General features: G+C 66.0%; 17 protein-coding genes. 15 read left to right on the top strand and 2 right to left on the bottom strand.

The features are described 5' to 3' along the window. Positions 1-17 precede the first annotated feature (17 nt). The 6 genes from AC07WT_RS27935 to AC07WT_RS27910 all read left to right on the top strand — a co-directional run bounded on the left by AC07WT_RS27935 (position 18) and on the right by AC07WT_RS27910 (position 8,025). A complete protein-coding gene (locus AC07WT_RS27935; RefSeq protein ID WP_494949426.1) occupies positions 18-1,541 on the top strand; it encodes a carbohydrate porin in 1,524 nt (507 codons plus the stop codon). Positions 1,542-1,655: 114 nt separating this feature from the next. Further along, positions 1,656-2,819, top strand: a complete 1,164-nt coding sequence (locus AC07WT_RS27930; protein WP_494949425.1) for an NHL repeat-containing protein — start codon at positions 1,656-1,658, stop codon at positions 2,817-2,819. A gap of 100 nt (positions 2,820-2,919) precedes the next feature. Continuing rightward, positions 2,920-4,212, top strand: coding sequence for an iron uptake transporter deferrochelatase/peroxidase subunit (gene efeB, locus AC07WT_RS27925; protein WP_494949424.1), 1,293 nt, complete (start codon positions 2,920-2,922; stop codon positions 4,210-4,212). 77 nt (positions 4,213-4,289) lie between these two features. Continuing rightward, positions 4,290-5,321 (top strand): iron ABC transporter substrate-binding protein, encoded by a 1,032-nt coding sequence (locus tag AC07WT_RS27920; protein WP_492592395.1) that lies wholly within the window; start codon positions 4,290-4,292, stop codon positions 5,319-5,321. Continuing rightward, positions 5,322-6,926, top strand: a complete 1,605-nt coding sequence (locus tag AC07WT_RS27915) for an ABC transporter permease (protein WP_494949423.1) — start codon at positions 5,322-5,324, stop codon at positions 6,924-6,926. Positions 6,927-6,966: 40 nt separating this feature from the next. Further along, positions 6,967-8,025, top strand: coding sequence for an ABC transporter ATP-binding protein (locus AC07WT_RS27910; RefSeq protein WP_494949422.1), 1,059 nt, complete (start codon positions 6,967-6,969; stop codon positions 8,023-8,025). A 9-nt stretch (positions 8,026-8,034) separates the two neighbouring features. Here AC07WT_RS27910 and AC07WT_RS27905 read toward each other — a convergent pair whose 3' ends face one another. Further along, a complete protein-coding gene (locus tag AC07WT_RS27905; RefSeq protein WP_494949421.1) occupies positions 8,035-8,928 on the bottom strand; it encodes a LysR substrate-binding domain-containing protein in 894 nt (297 codons plus the stop codon). A 101-nt stretch (positions 8,929-9,029) separates the two neighbouring features. Between AC07WT_RS27905 and AC07WT_RS27900 the strand changes: the two genes are divergently transcribed. Beyond that, positions 9,030-9,950: a DMT family transporter gene (locus AC07WT_RS27900; RefSeq protein WP_494949420.1), complete on the top strand. Its 921-nt coding sequence runs from the start codon at positions 9,030-9,032 to the stop codon at positions 9,948-9,950. Positions 9,951-9,987: 37 nt separating this feature from the next. Here AC07WT_RS27900 and AC07WT_RS27895 read toward each other — a convergent pair whose 3' ends face one another. Next, on the bottom strand, positions 9,988-11,286 hold the full coding sequence (locus tag AC07WT_RS27895) for an MFS transporter (protein ID WP_494951059.1): 1,299 nt from the start codon (positions 11,284-11,286) through the stop codon (positions 9,988-9,990). A 188-nt stretch (positions 11,287-11,474) separates the two neighbouring features. Here AC07WT_RS27895 and AC07WT_RS27890 point away from each other — a divergent pair, with 188 nt between their 5' ends. Genes AC07WT_RS27890 through mdcH form a run of 8 tightly spaced genes read left to right on the top strand, consistent with a single transcriptional unit; the run spans position 11,475 to position 18,571 of the window. Beyond that, positions 11,475-12,248, top strand: a complete 774-nt coding sequence (locus AC07WT_RS27890) for a GntR family transcriptional regulator (RefSeq protein ID WP_494949419.1) — start codon at positions 11,475-11,477, stop codon at positions 12,246-12,248. An 8-nt stretch (positions 12,249-12,256) separates the two neighbouring features. After that, a complete protein-coding gene (mdcA, locus tag AC07WT_RS27885; RefSeq protein ID WP_494949418.1) occupies positions 12,257-13,918 on the top strand; it encodes a malonate decarboxylase subunit alpha in 1,662 nt (553 codons plus the stop codon). Between the two features lie 2 nt (positions 13,919-13,920). Further along, positions 13,921-14,904, top strand: a complete 984-nt coding sequence (locus AC07WT_RS27880) for a triphosphoribosyl-dephospho-CoA synthase (RefSeq protein WP_494949417.1) — start codon at positions 13,921-13,923, stop codon at positions 14,902-14,904. Next, positions 14,892-15,206 carry a malonate decarboxylase subunit delta gene (locus AC07WT_RS27875; protein ID WP_492592369.1) on the top strand — a complete coding sequence of 105 codons (315 nt, stop codon included), beginning with the start codon at positions 14,892-14,894 and terminating at the stop codon, positions 15,204-15,206. The genes AC07WT_RS27880 and AC07WT_RS27875 overlap by 13 nt, the downstream gene beginning before the upstream one ends. After that, a complete protein-coding gene (locus AC07WT_RS27870) occupies positions 15,203-16,105 on the top strand; it encodes a biotin-independent malonate decarboxylase subunit beta (protein WP_494949416.1) in 903 nt (300 codons plus the stop codon). The genes AC07WT_RS27875 and AC07WT_RS27870 overlap by 4 nt, the downstream gene beginning before the upstream one ends. Beyond that, the gene (gene mdcE, locus AC07WT_RS27865; RefSeq protein ID WP_494949415.1) at positions 16,102-16,917 is read left to right on the top strand and encodes a biotin-independent malonate decarboxylase subunit gamma; all 816 of its coding nucleotides are present in this window, start codon (positions 16,102-16,104) and stop codon (positions 16,915-16,917) included. Before AC07WT_RS27870 ends, mdcE begins: the two co-directional genes overlap by 4 nt. After that, the gene (locus AC07WT_RS27860) at positions 16,917-17,633 is read left to right on the top strand and encodes a malonate decarboxylase holo-ACP synthase (RefSeq protein ID WP_494949414.1); all 717 of its coding nucleotides are present in this window, start codon (positions 16,917-16,919) and stop codon (positions 17,631-17,633) included. The genes mdcE and AC07WT_RS27860 overlap by 1 nt, the downstream gene beginning before the upstream one ends. Continuing rightward, on the top strand, positions 17,633-18,571 hold the full coding sequence (mdcH, locus tag AC07WT_RS27855; RefSeq protein ID WP_494949413.1) for a malonate decarboxylase subunit epsilon: 939 nt from the start codon (positions 17,633-17,635) through the stop codon (positions 18,569-18,571). The genes AC07WT_RS27860 and mdcH overlap by 1 nt, the downstream gene beginning before the upstream one ends. Positions 18,572-18,580: the final 9 nt, after the last annotated feature.

The raw sequence follows: 18,580 nt of genomic DNA, 5'->3' as shown, positions 1-18,580 counted from the left end.
ACACAATAAGGATTTCGATGAAGTTCGCCCAATCCAACGGAGTCGCCGCTCACGCGCGCTCGCTCCGGGATGCCAATCCGTGCGGCCGCGCCGCGCGCCGTTCGCGCCTGCCCTCGATGCGCCGCGCCGCCCTCTGCACTGCTTTCGCATGGGCCTCGTTGACAGCCGGCGCGGCCATGGCCGAAGCCAATCCCGATGCCGCACCGGAAGCGCCCGAAGCCGACCTGAATATCAAGGCGACCCAAACGAGTCAGTGGACCGGCTTCTGGAATCGCCAAACGATGCTCGGCGATATGGGCGGTCTGCGTCCCTGGCTCGGCAAATACGGCGTGACCTTCGCGCTGACCGAAACCAGCGAACTTCTCGGCAACGTGCGCGGCGGTCTCGAGCGCGGCGTCGCCTACGACGGTCTGACGACCGCCACCGTACAAGTCGATACGCAAAAAGCATTCGGCTTGCCGGGCGGCCAGTTCAACGTCAGCGCGCTGCAAATCCACGGCCGCAATCTGAGCGCGGACAAACTTGGCACGCTGAATACGGCGAGCGGTATCGAAGCGCAGGACACGACCCGTCTGTGGGAGCTGTGGTATCAGCAATCGTTCCTGAACAAGCGCGTCGACGTCAAGATCGGTCAGCAAAGCATCGACCAGGAATTCATCGCCAGCACGTATTCGGCATTGTTCGTCAATACGATGTTCGGCTGGCCGGCCCTGCCTTCCTACGACATGCCCAACGGCGGTCCGGCTTATCCGCTGTCGGCCCTCGGCGTGCGCGTGCGCGGCCAGATCACGCCTTCGTTGACGGCGCTGGCGGGCGTGTTCGACGGCGATCCGCTCGGCAACAACCCGAACAACAAGAGCGGCACCAACTTCAACCTGCATAACGGCACGCTGTTCATCGGCGAATTGCAGTACGCGATCAACCAGCCTGCCGACGGCGAAATGGTCGGCGCGGGCCGTGGCGGTTTGCCGGGCACCTACAAGATCGGCGTCTGGTACAACAACGGCAGCTTCGCGGATCAGCGCTACGACAACACCGGTTTGTCGCTGGCGAATCCGGCCAGCACCGGCATCGCCGCGAATCATCACGGCGACTACAGCTTCTACGCCGTGGCCGACCAGATGATCTGGCGTCCGAACCCGGACGAAGCGCGCAGTCTCGGCGTGTTCGCCCGTGTGATGGGCGCGCCCGGCGACCGCAACCTGGTGAGCGTCGCGGCCAACCTCGGCATCGTGCTGAAGGCGCCGTTCGAAGGCCGCGACAATGACAGCGCCGGCCTCGCGCTGACGTACATCAAGGTCGGCAGCCACGCGCACGGACTCGATCAGGATAACCTGGCATTCAGCGGCGGCCCGTACGGCGTGCGCACCAGCGAAACCGCACTCGAAGCGACCTATCAATATCAGGTCAACCCGTGGTGGACGCTGCAAGCCGACGCGCAATACACGTTCAACGCGGGCGCCGGCCAGAACCCGAACGACCCGACGCAGCCGCTGCGCAACACGTTCGTCATCGGCGTGCGGACCAACATCACGTTCTGACGCCGTCAGCGCCCATTACACACATTGCACACGCCAATTCGCACGCTCCCAATCCATCATGCTTTCGAACATGACCGCATTCACCGCTTTGTGCGCAGGCACGGAGGCCCATTCATGAACAATCCCACGCGCCAGTTTTCGCCGCGCGCCGCGCGGGCTTTCGTGCGGACCCTGATCGCCGCCACCGTCAGCACCGCCGCATTCGCGACGGCCGGCGTCGCGCACGCCGAGCCGCAAGGTTTCCTCGAAACCGTCAAGCACCACACCACGCTGATCAACACCGTGCCGGAAAACGGCGACCAGAACCCGTACGCGGTCGTGGTCGCGCCGGTCACGGCAGGCACCGTCAAGCAAGGCGACGTACTGGTCGGCAACTTCAACAACTCGACCAATCTGCAAGGCACCGGCAGCACGATCGTCAACTATCATCCGGACACCAGACAGATGACGGTGTTCGCGACCGTGCCGCGCGATCTGAAGGAATGCCCGGGCGGCATCGGCCTCTCGACCGCGATGACGATGCTGAAGTCCGGCTACGTGATCGTCGGCAGCACACCGAGCAACGACGGCACCACCGGCACCAAGGGCGCCGGCTGTCTGATCGTGATCGACCCGCAAGGCAAGATCGCCTCGACCATCGTCAGCCCGAACATCAACGATCCGTGGGGCAACATGGCGGTCGTCGATAACGGCACCAGCGCGACGCTGTTCGTCAGCAACGCCGGCTTCGGCGTGGGCAGCGCGAACGGCAATCCGCCGGTGTTCAAGCAGGCCACCGTGCTGCGCCTGGACCTCGACGTGCCGGCCGGCAAGCCGCCGGTCGTGAAGAAGGAAACCGTGGTGGGCAGCGGCTTCGGGGCACAGGCGGACAAAGGCGTATTCCTCGTCGGTCCGACCGGCCTCGCGCTGTCGGCCGATCAGAAACTGCTCTACGTGTCCGATGCGATCGGCAACCGCGTCACCGAAATCGACGAGCCGATGACGCGCGACTCCAGCGCTGGCGTCGGCCGCCAGTTGACCGCCGACGGCCTGCTGCATCGTCCGCTCGCGATGGTCACCGCGCCCAACGGCCACTTGCTGGTCACGAATGCGCTGAACGGCCAGGTCGTCGAAATCGATCCGGCCAGCGGCAAGCAGCTTTACGCCCGCTGGATCGACACCGACAAGGCGCAATCGCCGCCGGGCAACGGCGACCTGTTCGGCATCGCGATGACGCCGGAAGGCGACGGCTTTTACTACGTGCAGGACGACGTGAACACGCTGGTGCTGGCGAAGTAAGCGACGCCTATACGTGACGCAAATATGTGACGCAAATAGGCAACACAAGTAAGCAACGCCAACCCGGCAATACCCAAGGCCAAATGAAGGCGAAGTAACCATGGCAAACGATCATCCGTCGCGCCCCACAAGGCGCGGCTTTCTCAAGGCGGGCGGCGCGGCGGTAGCGGCCGGCGCGAGCCTCGGCGCGGGTCTGGGCACACCCCAGGCCGTGCTCGGCAAGACGCCCGCGCACAATGCCGATCCGCACATGGCGGTCGAGCCGTTTTATGGCACGCATCAAGGCGGCATCGTCACGCCGCAGCAGAGTCACACTTACGTTGCCGCACTCGATCTGACGACCGACAAGCGCGACGACGTGATCGCGCTGCTGCGCGCGTGGACCGAGGCCGCCGCGCGCCTGACGCAAGGCAGCACCGCCGCGCCGCTGCCGCCGGGCGACGACAAACCCGCACCCGATTCCGGCGATGTGCTCGGTCTCGGCCCATGCGGTCTGACGATCACGTTCGGCTTCGGCCCCGGCCTCTTCACGCACGAAGGCAAGGACCGCTACGGCCTCGCCGCGCGCCGCCCTGCCGCGCTCGTCGATCTGCCGCGCTTCAACGGCGACCAGCTGATCGCCGAGAAAACCGGCGGCGATCTGTTCATCCAGGCCTGCGCGAACGATCAGCAAGTGGCTTTCCATGCCGTCCGGCAACTCGCGCGCCTCGGCTACGGCGTCGCGGCGATGCGCTGGGGCCAGTCCGGCTTCCTGTCCGGTCCGCGCGGTCAGACGCCGCGCAACCTGATGGGCTTCAAGGACGGCACCAACAATCCGTCGACCGCCAAGCCGCAGTTGATGAACGAGTTCGTCTGGGCCGGCGCCGCCGACGCACCGTGGATGGAAGGCGGCACCTATACGGTGGTGCGCCGGATCCGCATCACGCTCGAACACTGGGACAACACCGAGCTGGGTTTCCAGGAACAGGTGTTCGGCCGCCACAAGTACAGCGGCGCGCCGATCGGCAAGAAGAACGAGACCGATCCCGTGGATCTCAAGGAAGAGGACAAGGACGGCAATCCGGTGATTCCGGAAAACTCGCACGTGCGTCTGTCGAATCAGGCGAGCAACAACGGCGCGCAGATTCTGCGCCGCTCGTACTCGTACAACGAAGGCACGAACTTCTACATCGAGCGCTGGCCGCCATGGCGCCAGGAAACCGAGTACGACGCGGGTCTTATCTTCGTCGCTCACCAGAGCGACCCGCGCACCGGCTTCATTCCGATCAACGACAAGCTCGCGAAATTCGACATGATGAACCAGTTCACGACGCACGTCGGCAGCGCGGTTTTCGCCGTGCCGCCGGGCGCGAAGCCGGGTTCGTATATCGGCGCGGGGCTGTTCGAGACGTAATGCAAGCCGCGCAGTAAGCACAACACCGATCAACTGCAACATCATTAACGGACTTTAGGATCATGGCTCATTCCTGCATGGCTCACTCCTGGTTTGGCACCCGCCTGCGCCTCCTCAGCAGCGCCGCCGCGCTCACGCTGGCCGCGCTCGGCACCGCACCGACGGCGGCTCACGCCGCGTCGATCACGCTGTACAACGCGCAGCACGAGCAGGTGGTCAATCAGCTCGCCAAGGACTTCGAAAAACAGTCGGGCATTTCGGTGAAGATCCGCAACGGCGAAGGCCCGGCGATGGCCGCGCAGCTCGTCGCGGAAGGCGCAGCCACGCCCGCCGACGTGTACTTCACGGAAAACTCGCCCGAGCTGACGCTGCTCGAAGAGAAAGGCCTCCTGAACAAGGTGGACGGCTCGACCCTCGCCACGGTGCCGGCGCGTTTCAACTCGCCGACCGGCGTGTGGGTCGGCGTGACCGCGCGTGAAAGCGTGCTGGCCTACAACACGACCAGGCTGCAGGCATCGCAGTTGCCGCAATCGCTGTTCGACCTGGCCAAGCCGGAATGGAAAGGCAAGGTCGGCATTGCCCCGAGCGACGCCGACTTCCTGCCGCTCGTGAGCGCCGTGCTCGCGTCGAAAGGCGAAGCGCAAACCGTGCAATGGCTGAAGGGCCTGAAAGCCAACGCGCAGATTTTCGACGACGAAGAAGGCGTGGTCGCCGCCGTCAATCGCGGCGGCGTGGCCACCGGCGTGATCAACAACTACTACTGGGACCGCCTGCACGCGGAACTCGGCGACGCGAAGACCCGCAGCGCGATCCATCACTTCGGCAAAGGCGACATCGGCGCACTGGTGAACGTATCGGGCGCAGCGGTGCTGAAGTCCGCTCACAACGCGGACGGCGCGCAGAAATTCCTCGCGTATCTGGTCAGCGAACGCGCACAGCAGTTGATGGCGAACAGCCATGTCATGTTCGAATATCCGCTGCACGCCGGCGTGGCACCGGACCCGATCCTCAAACCGTTCGCCGAGCTAAACCCGCCATCGCTGACGATCCAGCAACTCGGCGACGACAGCCAGGCCGGCAAGCTGCTGCGTCAGGCAGGTTTGCTGTAAATGAGCGATGCCGTGTCAGCCGCTCCACCGGCTGTGCCCCCCGCCCCGGCGCGCGCCCGTTCGCGCGCGCCGCGCGGTCTGTTCGCGGCAGCAGCACTCAGCGCTTTGCTGGTGTTGCTGCCGATTGCGTTTACCTTCTGGCGGGCGGCGAGCTTCGGCATCGGCGAAGCGGTCGAACTGATATTCCGGCCCCTGGTGGGTGAACTGCTGGTCAACACGCTGCTGATCGCCGTATCGACCACGCTGGCGTCGGCGGTGATCGGCACGGCGGCCGCATGGTTCGTCGAACGCACGCATTTGCCTGGGCGCCGCGTGTGGGCCGTGCTCAGCGCCGCGCCGCTCGCGATGCCGGCTTTCATCTCGAGCTATGCGTGGGTGTCGTTGAGTCTCGATTTGCAGGACTTCGCGGGCGCGTTGCTGGTGCTGACGTCCGCCTATTTCCCCCTCGTCTATCTGCCGGTGGCCGCCGCGTTGCGCGGCATGGACCCGGCGCTCGAAGAAAGCGCGCGCGCCCTCGGCTGCAACCGCTGGGCCACGTTCGTCCGCGTGGTGCTGCCGCAATTGCGCCCGGCGCTGCTTGGCGGCATGTTGCTGGTCGCGCTCGGCGTGCTGTCCGAATTCGGCGCGTTCACGCTGCTGCGTTTTCGCACCTTCACGACGCAAATCTACGCGGACTACCGCACCAGTTTCGACGGCGGCGGCGCCTCGCTGCTCGCCTGTCTGCTGATCGTGATCTGCCTCGTCGTGCTGGCGTTCGAGTTCCGCGTACGCGGCGCGGCGCGCTATGAACGCGTCGACCGCGGCACGCGGCGCGCGGTGTTGCGCTACGACCTCGGCGCATGGCGCTGGGTCGTCGCGGCCGGTTTCGCCGCGCTGGCGATCGCGACGCTCGGCGTACCGCTCGGCATGATCGGCTATTGGCTCACGCAGCCGGGCGCTGCCGCCGTCACGCCGGCTGACGTGTCTCCCGAACTGCTGTTCAACGCGACGATTTCGTCGCTCGGTTTCGGCCTCGCCGCCGCCGCGCTCACCACGCTGCTGGTCGTGCCGCTCGCGTTCCTGCTGGTGCGCTATCCGACGCGTTTCGCGATGCTGTTCGAGCGCACGGTATTTCTTGCGCAAGGCATTCCGGGTCTGGTGATCGCACTGGCGATCGTGTCGCTCGCGGTGCACGCGCTGCAACCGCTTTATCAGAGCGCGACGCTGCTGGTGATCGCGTACGCAATGCTGTTCATGCCGGTCGCGCTGGTGAGCGTGCGCGCCGCCTTCATGCAGGCGCAACCTCGCCTTGAAGAGACGGCTCGCGCGCTCGGCCTCAGCTGGTCGCAGACCGTGTTCCGCGTGCTGTTGCCGCTTGCCGGCCCGGGACTCGGCGCGGCGGCGGCGATGGTGTTCATCTCGGTCGTCACCGAACTCAACGCGACGCTGCTGCTGTCGCCCCTCGACACCCAGACGCTCGCGACGCAAGTCTGGGCCGACACGTCGACGATGGCGTTCGCCGCCGCCGCGCCGTATGCTGCGCTTCTGACCGGCATTTCGCTGTTCGCCTCCGGCCTGCTGTTCGCGCTGCTCGGCAAATCGGCGCTGCTCGGCGAGCGCGGTTGACGGCAACGCTGAGGCCGCGCGTTTTTTTCATCGGATTTTCATGAGCGAACTTCATATCCGCGGACTGCAAAAATCTTTCGACGGCCACCCGGTGCTGCACGGCATCGATCTGTCCGTCGAACGCGGCACGCTGCTCGCGCTGCTTGGGCCGTCCGGCAGCGGCAAAACCACCTTGCTGCGCGTGCTGTGCGGCTTCGAACACGCGGACGGCGGCAGCGTCGAAATCGACGGCCGCTGCGTGGCCGGCAAGAACCTGCATGTGCCGTCCGAACAGCGCCGCATCGGCTATGTGCCGCAGGAAGGCGCGCTGTTTCCGCATCTTTCCGTGGCGGACAACATCGTATTCGGCCTGCCGCGTGCGCAACGCCGCGCGCGTCATCGCGTGGCCGAATTGCTCGAACTGGTGGGCTTGCCGGCGAACTTCGGCGAACGCGCGCCGCAGCAGCTGTCCGGCGGCCAGCAGCAGCGAGTCGCGCTGGCCCGGGCGCTGGCGCCGTCGCCCACCCTGGTGATGCTCGACGAGCCGTTCTCGTCGCTCGACGCGGCCTTGCGGCTCGAGACGCGGCAAGCGGTGGCGAGCGCGCTGGCCGCGACCGGCGCGACGGCCGTGCTGGTCACGCACGATCAATCGGAAGCGTTGTCGCTCGGCCATGAAGTCGCCGTGCTGTGGCAAGGCAAGCTGATCCAGAAGGCGACGCCGGAGACGTTGTACCGGCGGCCGGTGACGCGCGAACTGGCGTCGTTTGTCGGCGAAGCGGTGCTGCTGCCGGGTGTGGTCGAACAGGATCGCGTGACGTGCGAACTGGGCGATTTGCCGTTGTGCGCGCCGCTGGGCAATGGCGCCGTCGACGTGATGGTGCGGCCCGAGCAGATCCGTCTGCTGCGCGCGGACGAAACGATCGCGAATGGGATGGCAGCGCATGACGCCGTCGTGCAGGACGTAGTCTTCCAGGGGCAGGACGCGGGTGTCGCGCTGCAATTGCAGTCGGCCGCGCGGACCGTGGTGCGGGCTCGCGTGCCGGGCTATCTGACGCCGCGGCCGGGCGAGCATGTCAGGCTCGCCGTCGATGGCGATGTGACGGCCTATCCTCGCGATTAGCAGACGCGATTACGCGGACGCCGCCGCACCCTGAGTGCGCGTCTGCGGACGCAGCGACAAGTCCTGCACCATCTGCGCGGCCAGATAGTCGCATGTGGGCCGGTCCGATTTGGCGCTGCGCGCCACCACGATTTCCAGCGGCGCGATTTTCGGCAAACCTTGCGCTTCGCCGAGAATCGCCAGCCGCGACGGCACGCTGCAACGCGTCAGCGCAATCACCGACAATCCCGCATCCACCGTCGCCACGAGACCCATCAGGCTTGCGCTGCTGAACGCGGCCCGATAACGGATCCGCGCGCCGTCGAGTGCGGCCAGCGTATGCTGGCGCGCGACGCAACCCGGCTCGTAGAGTCCCACCGGCAACGGCGACGCCGCCAGCACCGGCGTATCCACCGAAGCCCCCACCCACACCATCGGCTCGCTGCGCACGAATTCGCCGCGCAACTTGCGGTCGCGCGTGACGAAGGCGAGATCGATCTTGTTATCGGCCAGCATCGGCGCAAGCGACGTGCTCTGCGCGCAGACGATCTCGATCTCCACGTGCGGATACAGATTCGAAAAGCGCCGCAATACCGGCGACAGCAACGACGATACGTAGTCGTCCGGTGCGCCGAGCACCACCCGCCCGGTCACTTCGGGCCGCACGATCGCCGACCACGCTTCCTCATGCAAAGCCAGCACTTGCCGCGCGTACACGAGCAGCGTATTGCCGGGCCGCGTGAGCGAGAGATTGCGCGTGTTGCGGACGAACAGCGTGGTGCCGAGCATGGTTTCGAGCCGCTTGATCTGCATGCTGACCGCCGCCTGCGAGCGGTGTACGGTGACTGACGCCTTCGTGAAGCTGCCCGCCTCCACCACCGCGACGAAGGTGCGCAGCAAATCGACGTCGAATTCGGGGTGCATGATTTATCAATCCGGCTTATGGAATTTCTCAATTTAATTCGTTTGCCGGTGCCATGCAAGCCACGCAATACTTGGGACTCACTGTCACGGAGCCGCTTCGCATGTCCCTCACCCAACGTCAACAAGGCGCCATCACGCTGGCCGGTGGCGGGCTGTTGATGGGCACGCTCGGCGTGTTCGTCGAGGAAGCGCGGCTCGACGCGCTCTCTCTGGTGTTCTTTCGCTGCCTGTTCGGTTTTCTTGCGCTCGCAGCCTATTGCGCATGGAAGGGTTTTTTCACGCGCCAGCACTTCACGCGGCGCACCGTCGTGCTGGCGCTGATCTCAGGCCTGTTGATGGTCACGCAGTGGGTCGGTTTCTTCGATGCGATTCATCGCACCAGCATCGCCGTCGCGACCGTGGTGTTTCATGTGCAGCCTTTCTGGGTCGTGCTGATCGGCGCTGCGCTCTTCAACGAACGGCTCGGCATGGACCGGCTCGGCTGGATCGCGACTGCGTTCGTCGGGCTCGTGCTCGCGTCGGGCGTCGCGGCCACCGGCAATCTGCAGAGCCACACGGGTTATCTGATCGGCCTCGGCGAAGCGTTGGCGGGCTCGGTGCTGTACGCGAGCGTCACGCTGATCGCCAAAGGGCTCGGCAATTTGCGGCCGCACTTGCTGACGCTCGCGCAATGCTTCGTGGGCGTGGTGTGCCTGCCGTTCATCGCGCCGCTCGGCGCCGTGCATATCGGGCCGATGCAGTGGTTCTGGCTGGTCGGCATGGGCGTGTTGCACACAGGATTGTCGTATGTGCTGATCTACGGCGCGCTGCCCAAGCTGACGACGCCCGTCATCGCCGTGTTGCTGTTCGTCTATCCGTTGACGGCGATCGTTGTCGATGCGGTTGTGTACGGACGGGCGCTGTCGCTGCCGCAACTCGCGGGCATGGCGCTGATCGTGGTCGCGAGTCTGGGTGTCAATCTCGGCTGGCCGCTGCTTTCGATGTGGCGGCTTGGTGGACGGGCACGGCGTCACGCCGATTGAAGTTCAGCCACCCGGCCAAACGGTCAACCGGCCAACCTCACTGCGGCAACGCCTCCCCCATCGTCTCCGGCGCAAACGGAATCACCAACAGGCCGACGACAAACGCCAACGCCGTCAACGCCACCGGCACGCCGAGCGTATGCATATGCAGCACGGCCGCGCCGAGCAAAAAGTTGACGCCCGCGCCGACAAACCGTCCGAACGACGTACAGAACGCGAACGCCGTCGCCCGCACGCGGGTCTCGAACTGCTCCGGCAGCCACAAGCTGAACAGCGCGAAATTACCGCCGAAAAAGCCGAGCACGACGAGCCACGCGATGAACGGCGCGAGTCCATTGGGCAGATAGAACGCCCAGCCGAAACTGCCGACGATCGACACCGCCATCCCCGTGAAGTAAATCGCCAGCGTCTTCTTGCGGCCGAAGCGTTCTGCGAGCAACGGCAATGTGAGACAGCCGAGAATCGTCGCGATCGACAGCAAGCCGGTGGCAAGCGACGCCGTTCTCATCGCATCGTTCCTGGCCATGCCGGCGCGCGTCGCTAGCTGAATCACCGCGGACGGTTCGTACACCGCGCCCGCCCACAAGCCGATAATCGCGATCGTCAGCAGAATGCACGCAACCCACGTGCGGCGCCGATACGCCGGCCCGAGAATCTCGTGCAGCGGTTTGGCGCGCCCGGCGCGCGCTTCGGCTTTCTGCCACTTCTCCGACTCTTTCACGCGCAGCAGGATCAGAATCGCGACCACCACCGGCACCGCGCCGGTCAGGAACATCGCGCGCCAGCCGTAATGCACGCCGATCGTGTAATTGAGCGCGGCGGCCAGAAAAAAGCCCGCGTAGTAGCCCGTTTGCAGATAGCCTGCCCCCATCTTGCGGCGATCTTCCGGCCACGACTCAGCCACATAAGTGCCCGCCAACGCCCACTCGCCGCCAATGCCGACGCCGGCAATGAAGCGGTAGACGCCGAGCTCCCACACGTTGTGCGACGTCGCCGCAAGCCCCGTAAAAATGGCGAACGTGAAGATCGTGCCGGCCAGCACCCTGGTGCGCCCAAAGCGGTCGGCGAGCGGGCCCCAGATGAACGACAACCCCCACCCGACCAGAAACAGCGCGAACAGAATCGAACCGGCAAGGCCGACGTTCGCAGGCGTCGCCGCATAGCCGGAGCGCGGCAGCAGTTCGGTCAAGGCCGGCGTCAGAACGAGCGCGTAGATGAACGAATCCATCCCGTCGAGCGTCCAGCCGGCCCATGCTCCCCAAAAACCTACAATTTGCGAACGATTGAGCGGCGTGCGACGCCGTGCAACCGGCGTGCGGTCGGTCAGTGAATTCATCATGCTCCTCCGGCCCTGCAAGTTGGCGTACGTTACGTATTGGAAACGACGGGATGGCGCGCTTGTGATGGAGTTGAATTGCCCCGTTGCAACCATGGCGAGGGACATCGCCGACGACCGCCCGATGGAAAACATTCCGGGTTTGCCCGCCTGCAAAACGCGTCTTTTTATATATAATATTTAATCTTATGAGCGACGCAACAGATGGTTTTCCCCTGGACGCCCCGGCGCGCACCCCGCTTCTACCCGCGGCGGCGCCGCGCGAAAGCACGTCCCGCGTCATTGCGGAGGCGCTGCGCGCGGCGATTGTCGACGGCACGCTGGCGCCTGGCGCGCCGCTGCGGCAAGACGCCATTGCGCGGCATTTCTCCGTCAGCGCCATTCCTGTACGCGAAGCGCTGCGCCAGCTGGAAAGCGAAGGCTGGGCGAAGGCGGCCGTGCATAAAGGCGCCACTGTCGCGCCGTTGTCGGCGGATGAAGCACGCGAGATCTACGAGATCCGGTCCGCACTGGAGAGCCTCGCCATCGGTCTCGCGATTCCGAATCACACTGCCGCCACGCTGAGCGCATCCGTCGACCTGTGCCGCGCGGCCGAACGTGAAGCCGATCCGTCGCGGTACGTCGCGCGCAATGCCGCGTTTCACATGAGCCTGTACGCGCCCGCTGCCCGTCCGCAACTCGAGGACATGATCGGCGCCTTGCATCGGCGCGGTGAACGGTATCTGCGGCTGAAGTTCGGGCTGCCGTCGTACAAGGGCGAATCCGACGAAGAACACGCCGCCTTGCTCGATGCAGTACGGCGTCGCGATGTTCCCGCTGCGCAAGCACTGGTCGTCGCGCATCTGCTCGGCACTGGCGACCTGCTCTACCGCTTTCTGACCGAACGCGCGCAGGCGGAAGCCGCGCTAGCGAATCAACCCAAGCTGCGCGGAAGACGCACGCGCACCACCACCGGGAGCTGAATCCGCCGATGAACCGACCCGCCGAAGCGTCACCCCCAACCCGTTCATGGACCACCCGCCGCGACGAGAAGAACCGCCGCCTCGCCGCCATTGCACCGCGGCTGGAAGACGGCGTACTGCCGACCCACCGTATCGTCGACGCACTCGAAACGCTGATTCGCCCCGGCGACCGCGTCGCGCTCGAAGGCGACAACCAGAAGCAGGCCGACTTCCTGTCGCGCTCGCTCGCCAAAGTGGATGCCCGGAAGATTCACGACGTGCATCTGCTGATTTCGAGCATCAGCCGTCCTGAACATCTGACGCTGTTCGAGCGCGGCATCGCGCGCAAGGTCGATTTCTCTTTTGCTGGTCCGCAGAGCCTGCGGGTCGCGCAACTGCTCGAAGACGGGCAGCTGGAAATCGGCGCGATCTACACGTACGTCGAGTTGTACGCCCGGATGTTCGTCGACTTGACGCCGCACGTCGCGCTGCTGTGCGCGGACAAGGCCGACCGTCACGGCAATCTGTACACCGGCCCGAATACCGAGGACACGCCCACCATCGCCGAAGCCGCCGCGTTCCGGCACGGCATCGTGATCGTGCAGGTCAACGAAATCGTCGATGAACTGCCGCGCGTCGACATTCCGGGTTCGTGGGTCGACGTGATCGTGCAGGCGGATCGGCCGTTTGCCGTCGAACCGCTGTTCACACGCGATCCGCGGCACATCGGCGACTTGCAGGTGCTCACCGCGATGATGGTGATTCGCGGCATCTATGAACCGTACGGCGTGACGTCGCTGAATCACGGCATCGGCTTCGACACCGCGGCGATCGAATTGCTGCTGCCGACTTACGGCGAATCGCTCGGCCTGAAAGGCAAGATCTGCCGCAACTGGACCCTCAACCCGCATCCCACGATGATCCCCGCGATCGAATCGGGCTGGGTCGACAGCGTGCATTGCTTCGGCAGCGAAGTCGGCATGGAGGCGTATATCGAAGCGCGGCCGGACGTGTTCTTCACCGGCAGCGACGGCAGCCTGCGTTCGAACCGCGTGCTGTGCCAGCTGGCCGGGCAATACGGCGTCGATCTGTTTATCGGCTCGACGCTGCAGATCGACGCGGACGCGAATTCATCGACGGTGACACGCGGGCGTCTCGCGGGTTTCGGCGGTGCGCCCAACATGGGTCACGATCCGCACGGCCGGCGTCATTCGAGCGAAGCGTGGCTCAAGCTGCTGAAGGATCAGGGGCCGGTCTCGCGCGGACAAAAGCTGGTCGTGCAAATGGCCGAAACGTACAAGAAAGGCGGCGAGCCGACTTTCGTCGATGAACTCGACGCAGTCGCGGTCGGCGCGCAAAGCGGCATGCCGGTCGCCCCAGTGATGATCTACGGCGACGATGTGAGCCACGTGGTCACCGAGGAAGGCATCGCATATTTGCACAAGGCTGAAGGTCTCGACGAACGGCGCGCGGCGCTGGCGGCAGTGGCGGGCGTGACGCCGATCGGCCTGCGTGCGAAGCCGGAGAAGACGGCTGAGTTGCGCCGTCGCGGCATCGTTGCGTATCCGGAAGATCTCGGCATTCGTCGCGGCGAAGCGAAGCGTTCGTTGCTGGCCGCCCGCAGCATCGACGATCTGGTGGCGTGGTCGGGCGGACTTTACGCGCCGCCTGCGCGCTTCAGGAGTTGGTGACGATGGCGCCCGCTGCTTTGCTCGAGCGCGCGCAGGCATCGTCCGGGCTTGCCACGTGCGCTGATTGGCCGGCAAGGGCTGAGCCGCGCATCGAGCCGCCACACGAGAGCGCTTCCGACGATGCCAGGCTTGCCCGGCTCGCCGTGACCGCGCTGATCGAAGAAGCGCAGCTCACGCCGAAACCCGCGCTCGTCGACCGGCGCGGCAGCGGCGCGCATCGCGACCTCGATCTGGCCATCATGCTGCGTTCCGCCGGTTCGCTCGAGCCGACCTTCGCGGCGCTCGCGCGCGCATCGCGGCGGCGCGAGCCGTCCGCAATTTTGCGCGCCGAACTCGCGCAGATCGGGCGCGCCGGCGAGCAGGACATGCTGCGCGCCACCGGCGGCAGCAATGCGCATCGCGGCGCGATCTGGATCGTCGGCTTGCTGGTGGCGGGCGCGTGTGGATCGGGCGGAGCGGCCGACGCGGGCGGCCCAGCAGCTTTAACGGCGGCGCGCATCTGCAAACGCGCCGCGCAGATCGCCTGTTTCCCCGATCGTTTCGCCGCGCCCGCCGAGAGCCACGGTGAACGCGTGCGTCAGCGCTATCAGGTCGGCGGCGCGCGCCGCGAGGCGCAAGACGGTTTTCCGCACGTCGTCGACGTCGGCCTGCGCGCGTTGTGGGCGGCACGCGCGCGCGGCATCGGCGAAGACGCCGCGCGCGTCGACGCCCTGCTCTCGATCATGGCCTCGCTCGACGATACCTGTCTGCTGCATCGCGCAGGCCTGCCCGGCTTGCATGCAGGACAACGCGGCGCGCGCCGCGTCCTCGACGCGGGCGGCAGCTCGAGCGCAACCGGCCGCGCCGCCTTCGCCGCGCTCGAACGCGAACTGCTTTCGCTCAATGCATCGCCCGGCGGCGCAGCCGATCTGCTCGCCGCCACCCTCTTTCTCGACATGCTGGCGCCTCGCGACGCCGGCGGGAGCCCAGTCTCATGGAACATCTGACCTTCGACTATCCGGCGCAACGCGCCGTCACGACTCGCGCGCATGTCGGCGTGGTCGGCTCGGGCGACCTTGAAGTGCTGCTGTCGCCGGCCGATAGCGCCGCGGCGTTGACCGCGCATGTGGTCGTGCGCACCAGCGTCGACGGCTACAGCCATATCTGGAAGAGCGTGCTCGACCGCTTCTTCACGCGCTACGACGGCGCCGCGCACATCGAAATCAACGACTTCGGCGCAACACCCGGCGTCGTGGCATTGCGGCTCGCGGAAGCGGTCGAAGCCGCCGAACAGGGAGACGACGCATGAGCACCGTTGCTACAGCGGCTGCAACGGGCGTTGCGCCGATGCTGCGCGACAGCTTCATCGAACAGCCGGCGCGCGAACGCGCCCGCACGCTGCTGGATGCGGGCAGCTTCCGCGAGTTGCTCGGTCCGTTCGACAGGATCGAGTCGCCGTGGCTGCCGCTGCAAGGCGTCATTTGCCAGGCGGATGACGGCTGCGTGATCGCGCGCGGCACCATCGGCGGCGAACCGGCCGTGGTGGCTGCGATCGAATCCGCGTTCCAGGGCGGCAGCATCGGCGAAGTGTCGGGCAGCAAGATTGCCGCCGCGCTCGAGATGGCTTTGCGCGATTGCGAGCGCGGCAAACCGGTACGGCCAGTCGTGCTGTTCGAAACCGGCGGCGTGCGGCTTCAGGAAGCCAATCTCGGCCTCGCGGTGATCGCCGAGATTCAGGCCGCAATCGTCGCGTTGCGCCGGCATGTGCCGGTGGTCGGCGTGATCGCGGGAATGGTCGGCTGCTTCGGCGGCATGTCGCTCGCCGCGGCGCTGTGCTCGTATCTGGTCGTGACCCGGCAAGGGCGGCTCGGCATGAACGGCCCTGAAGTGATCGAACAGGAAGCAGGCATCGAGGAACTCGATGCGAGCGATCGCCGCCACGTGTGGCAGTTGATCGGCGGCGAACAACGGGCAGCCACGGCGCTCGCGGACCAATTGGTCGACGACGACGCAGACGCGGTGCGCGCCGCGGTGCGTTCAGCATTCGCGCAGGGACTGCCGGCCGCGCATCGCAGCGAACAGGTCGACACGTTTCTGGAGCGTCTCGCGCAGATCGATCCGGCCAGCGTCACGCCGGAAACGATGCGTGCGGTGTACAACCCGCGCAACCCGCACAACCCGGACACCGCGTGCAAGGAGCAGGCATGAGCGACACCCCCCTCAGCCGCGGCGCGCGCTGGTTCCGCGCGCTGGCAGGAGAGCCGTCCGGCAAGGCGCCGGTATGGAGCGGCGATGCGTCCCTCGGCGACGAGACCGCGCGTTTCATCGCGGTCGTCCCCGATCCCGGCAACCGCTTTCCACGCGCGACCGATAACGTCGTCGGCCTCGAACAGGGCTGGCTGCTCGCGCGTGCAGTGCGCGACGCCATCGCGCAGGACGAAACACGCGGCACGCGCCGCCCGATCGTTGCGATCGTCGACGTGAAGAGCCAGGCGTACGGTTATCGCGAGGAGATGCTGGGCATTCACCTCGCCTGCGCCGCAGCCGTGGATGCCTATGCGTCGGCACGCGCCGCCGGGCATCCGGTGATCGCGCTGATCGTCGGACCGGCCATGTCGGGCGCGTTCCTCGCGCACGGCTATCAGGCCAACCGGATCGTCGCGCTCGACGCGCCCGGCACCATGGTTCACGCAATGGGCAAGGAAGCGGCCGCGCGCGTCACGCGGCGCACAGTCGAAGCGCTCGACGCGCTCGGCGAAACCATCGTGCCGATGTCGTACTCGATGGCCTCGTTCGCCAAACTGGGCCTGCTGGATCAACTGATCGAAGGCATCGACGCGGATGCACCGGATGCAGCGCAGATCGAACGCGTTCGCCAGGTGTTGACGGACTCGGTTCGCAGCGCGCGTGCAGGCAGCCGCGATCTGTCGCATCGGCTGGAATCGGCGGCGGCTAAACAGAACCGCGCGGCGTCGATCGAAGTGCGGCGGCGCCTCGCCGAACAATGGGACGCCGTGTGATGCGAGCGTGTGCGGCTCCGCCGTTTGCAACTGATCGCGCCACTGATCGCGTATTGGATCACGTGTTGGATCACGACAGGCGCTGGCGGCCGCATGATCTGCTGCGGCTGCGTCATTTGCAGCCGTTTGACGGCGAACCGGCGTGGGTGCGCGAAGCCTTCGAACGTGCGCCGTATGCAGTCGTGAGGCGCGCACCGGCTGCGGAAGGTTTCGTGGCGATCGGTCTGCGCGGTGCGGAGCGATCGCAGCGCTATGGCGCGTGGGCGCACGAAAGCGATATCGAGACCGTGATCGCGCCGGAGTCCCTGGCGACATGCTGGCCTGCTTCCGAGCGCAGTACGTTGGCTGCTTTTGCAGCCCTCGCCACGTTGCAGCACGACATGTCCGGCGCGTTGGCCGATTTCATCTGGGGACCGACCGGCAGCACCGGCTTCGAACTGGCGACGCAGGTGCCGACCGTCACTGCATCGAGCGATCTGGATCTGCTGATTCGTACGCCGGAAAGACTCTCGCACGACACCGCCGTTCAGATCCGAAACCAGTTGCAGGCGCACGCGCAACGCGCCGGCATTCGCGTGGATGTGCAACTCGAGACACCCGCCGGCGGCGTCGCGCTGGCCGAGTGGGCGGCGGGCAAGACACGCGTGATGGCGCGGCACGCACGAGGCCCGCAACTGATTGCCGATCCGTGGGCGCCTGCTCACGGCGATGCCTGATGCTTGCCGTTCTGTTTCCCGGCCAGGGCGCGCAGACCGGCGGTTTCCTGCACCGTCTGCCGCAACACCACGCGGTGCGCGAAACGCTCGACGAAGCGTCTCAGACGCTTGGCATCGATGTGCTGACGCTAGACACTCCAGACGCGCTTGGTTCGACCGTCGCCGTGCAGGTCGGCTTGACGGTGGCGGGTGTGGCCTTTGCGCGCGCGCTCGCGGACGAACAACTCACGCCGGAGATCGGCGCGGGTCTGTCGGTCGGCGCCTATGCCGCGGCGGTCAGTTGCGGCGCGGTTCGCTTCGACGACGCATTGAGGATGGTTCGTAAGCGCGCCGAATTGATGGAGATGGCGTATCCATCTGGCTATGGTCTCGCGGCCGTGTCGGGTTTGACCGAACATCGCATCGCAACACTCGCCGCGCAACATGCGGATGAAGACAAGCAGCGTGTGTATATCGGCAACGTCAATGCGCCGCGTCAGATCGTGATGGCTGGCGCGAACGGCGCGCTAGACACGTTTATCGAGCGCGCCCTGGCGGCAGGCGCGCGCAACGCAATCCGCCTTGCCGTGAGCGTACCGTCGCATTGCGAACTGCTCGCGCATGCCGCGGACGAACTGGTCGCCTACGCGCAGGATGTGCCCTTTCGCGTGCCGCGAAGCACCTATGTCGGCAATCGCGGCGGCCGGCCGTTGCACACCGCGGAGGCCGTCCGCGACGATCTCGCGACCAATATGCGCCACACCGTGCGCTGGTTCGACGCGCTCAGCGTGATGCTGGAAATGGGCGCCCGCGTGCTGGTCGAAGCGCCGCCGGGCCAGGTGCTGACGGACATCGCGCGCGAGAACTTTCCGGACACAGCCGCGCTGGCCGCGAGCACATTCTCGTTCGACAATCTGGTCGCGACCGTGCGGCGGCGTCTCGCGTCCGGCGAGCAATAGCAAAATAGA

Source organism: Paraburkholderia sp. GW821-FHT02A12 (assembly GCF_059422005.1).
This window is presented reverse-complemented; position numbering and strand designations above follow the sequence as displayed.

Excerpts from the sequence above, each read along its gene's own strand:
- AC07WT_RS27900 (WP_494949420.1), top strand. The coding sequence starts at position 9,030 with ATGTCCCTCACCCAACGTCAACAAGGCGCCATCACGCTGGCCGGTGGC.
- efeB (WP_494949424.1), top strand. The coding sequence starts at position 2,920 with ATGGCAAACGATCATCCGTCGCGCCCCACAAGGCGCGGCTTTCTCAAG.
- AC07WT_RS27910 (WP_494949422.1), top strand. The coding sequence starts at position 6,967 with ATGAGCGAACTTCATATCCGCGGACTGCAAAAATCTTTCGACGGCCAC.
- AC07WT_RS27880 (WP_494949417.1), top strand. The coding sequence starts at position 13,921 with ATGGCGCCCGCTGCTTTGCTCGAGCGCGCGCAGGCATCGTCCGGGCTT.
- mdcH (WP_494949413.1), top strand. The coding sequence starts at position 17,633 with ATGCTTGCCGTTCTGTTTCCCGGCCAGGGCGCGCAGACCGGCGGTTTC.
- AC07WT_RS27870 (WP_494949416.1), top strand. The coding sequence starts at position 15,203 with ATGAGCACCGTTGCTACAGCGGCTGCAACGGGCGTTGCGCCGATGCTG.
- AC07WT_RS27935 (WP_494949426.1), top strand. The coding sequence starts at position 18 with ATGAAGTTCGCCCAATCCAACGGAGTCGCCGCTCACGCGCGCTCGCTC.
- AC07WT_RS27905 (WP_494949421.1), bottom strand. The coding sequence starts at position 8,928 with ATGCACCCCGAATTCGACGTCGATTTGCTGCGCACCTTCGTCGCGGTG.
- mdcE (WP_494949415.1), top strand. The coding sequence starts at position 16,102 with ATGAGCGACACCCCCCTCAGCCGCGGCGCGCGCTGGTTCCGCGCGCTG.
- AC07WT_RS27930 (WP_494949425.1), top strand. The coding sequence starts at position 1,656 with ATGAACAATCCCACGCGCCAGTTTTCGCCGCGCGCCGCGCGGGCTTTC.
- AC07WT_RS27915 (WP_494949423.1), top strand. The coding sequence starts at position 5,322 with ATGAGCGATGCCGTGTCAGCCGCTCCACCGGCTGTGCCCCCCGCCCCG.
- AC07WT_RS27890 (WP_494949419.1), top strand. The coding sequence starts at position 11,475 with ATGAGCGACGCAACAGATGGTTTTCCCCTGGACGCCCCGGCGCGCACC.
- mdcA (WP_494949418.1), top strand. The coding sequence starts at position 12,257 with ATGAACCGACCCGCCGAAGCGTCACCCCCAACCCGTTCATGGACCACC.
- AC07WT_RS27875 (WP_492592369.1), top strand. The coding sequence starts at position 14,892 with ATGGAACATCTGACCTTCGACTATCCGGCGCAACGCGCCGTCACGACT.
- AC07WT_RS27895 (WP_494951059.1), bottom strand. The coding sequence starts at position 11,286 with ATGAATTCACTGACCGACCGCACGCCGGTTGCACGGCGTCGCACGCCG.
- AC07WT_RS27920 (WP_492592395.1), top strand. The coding sequence starts at position 4,290 with ATGGCTCACTCCTGGTTTGGCACCCGCCTGCGCCTCCTCAGCAGCGCC.
- AC07WT_RS27860 (WP_494949414.1), top strand. The coding sequence starts at position 16,917 with ATGCGAGCGTGTGCGGCTCCGCCGTTTGCAACTGATCGCGCCACTGAT.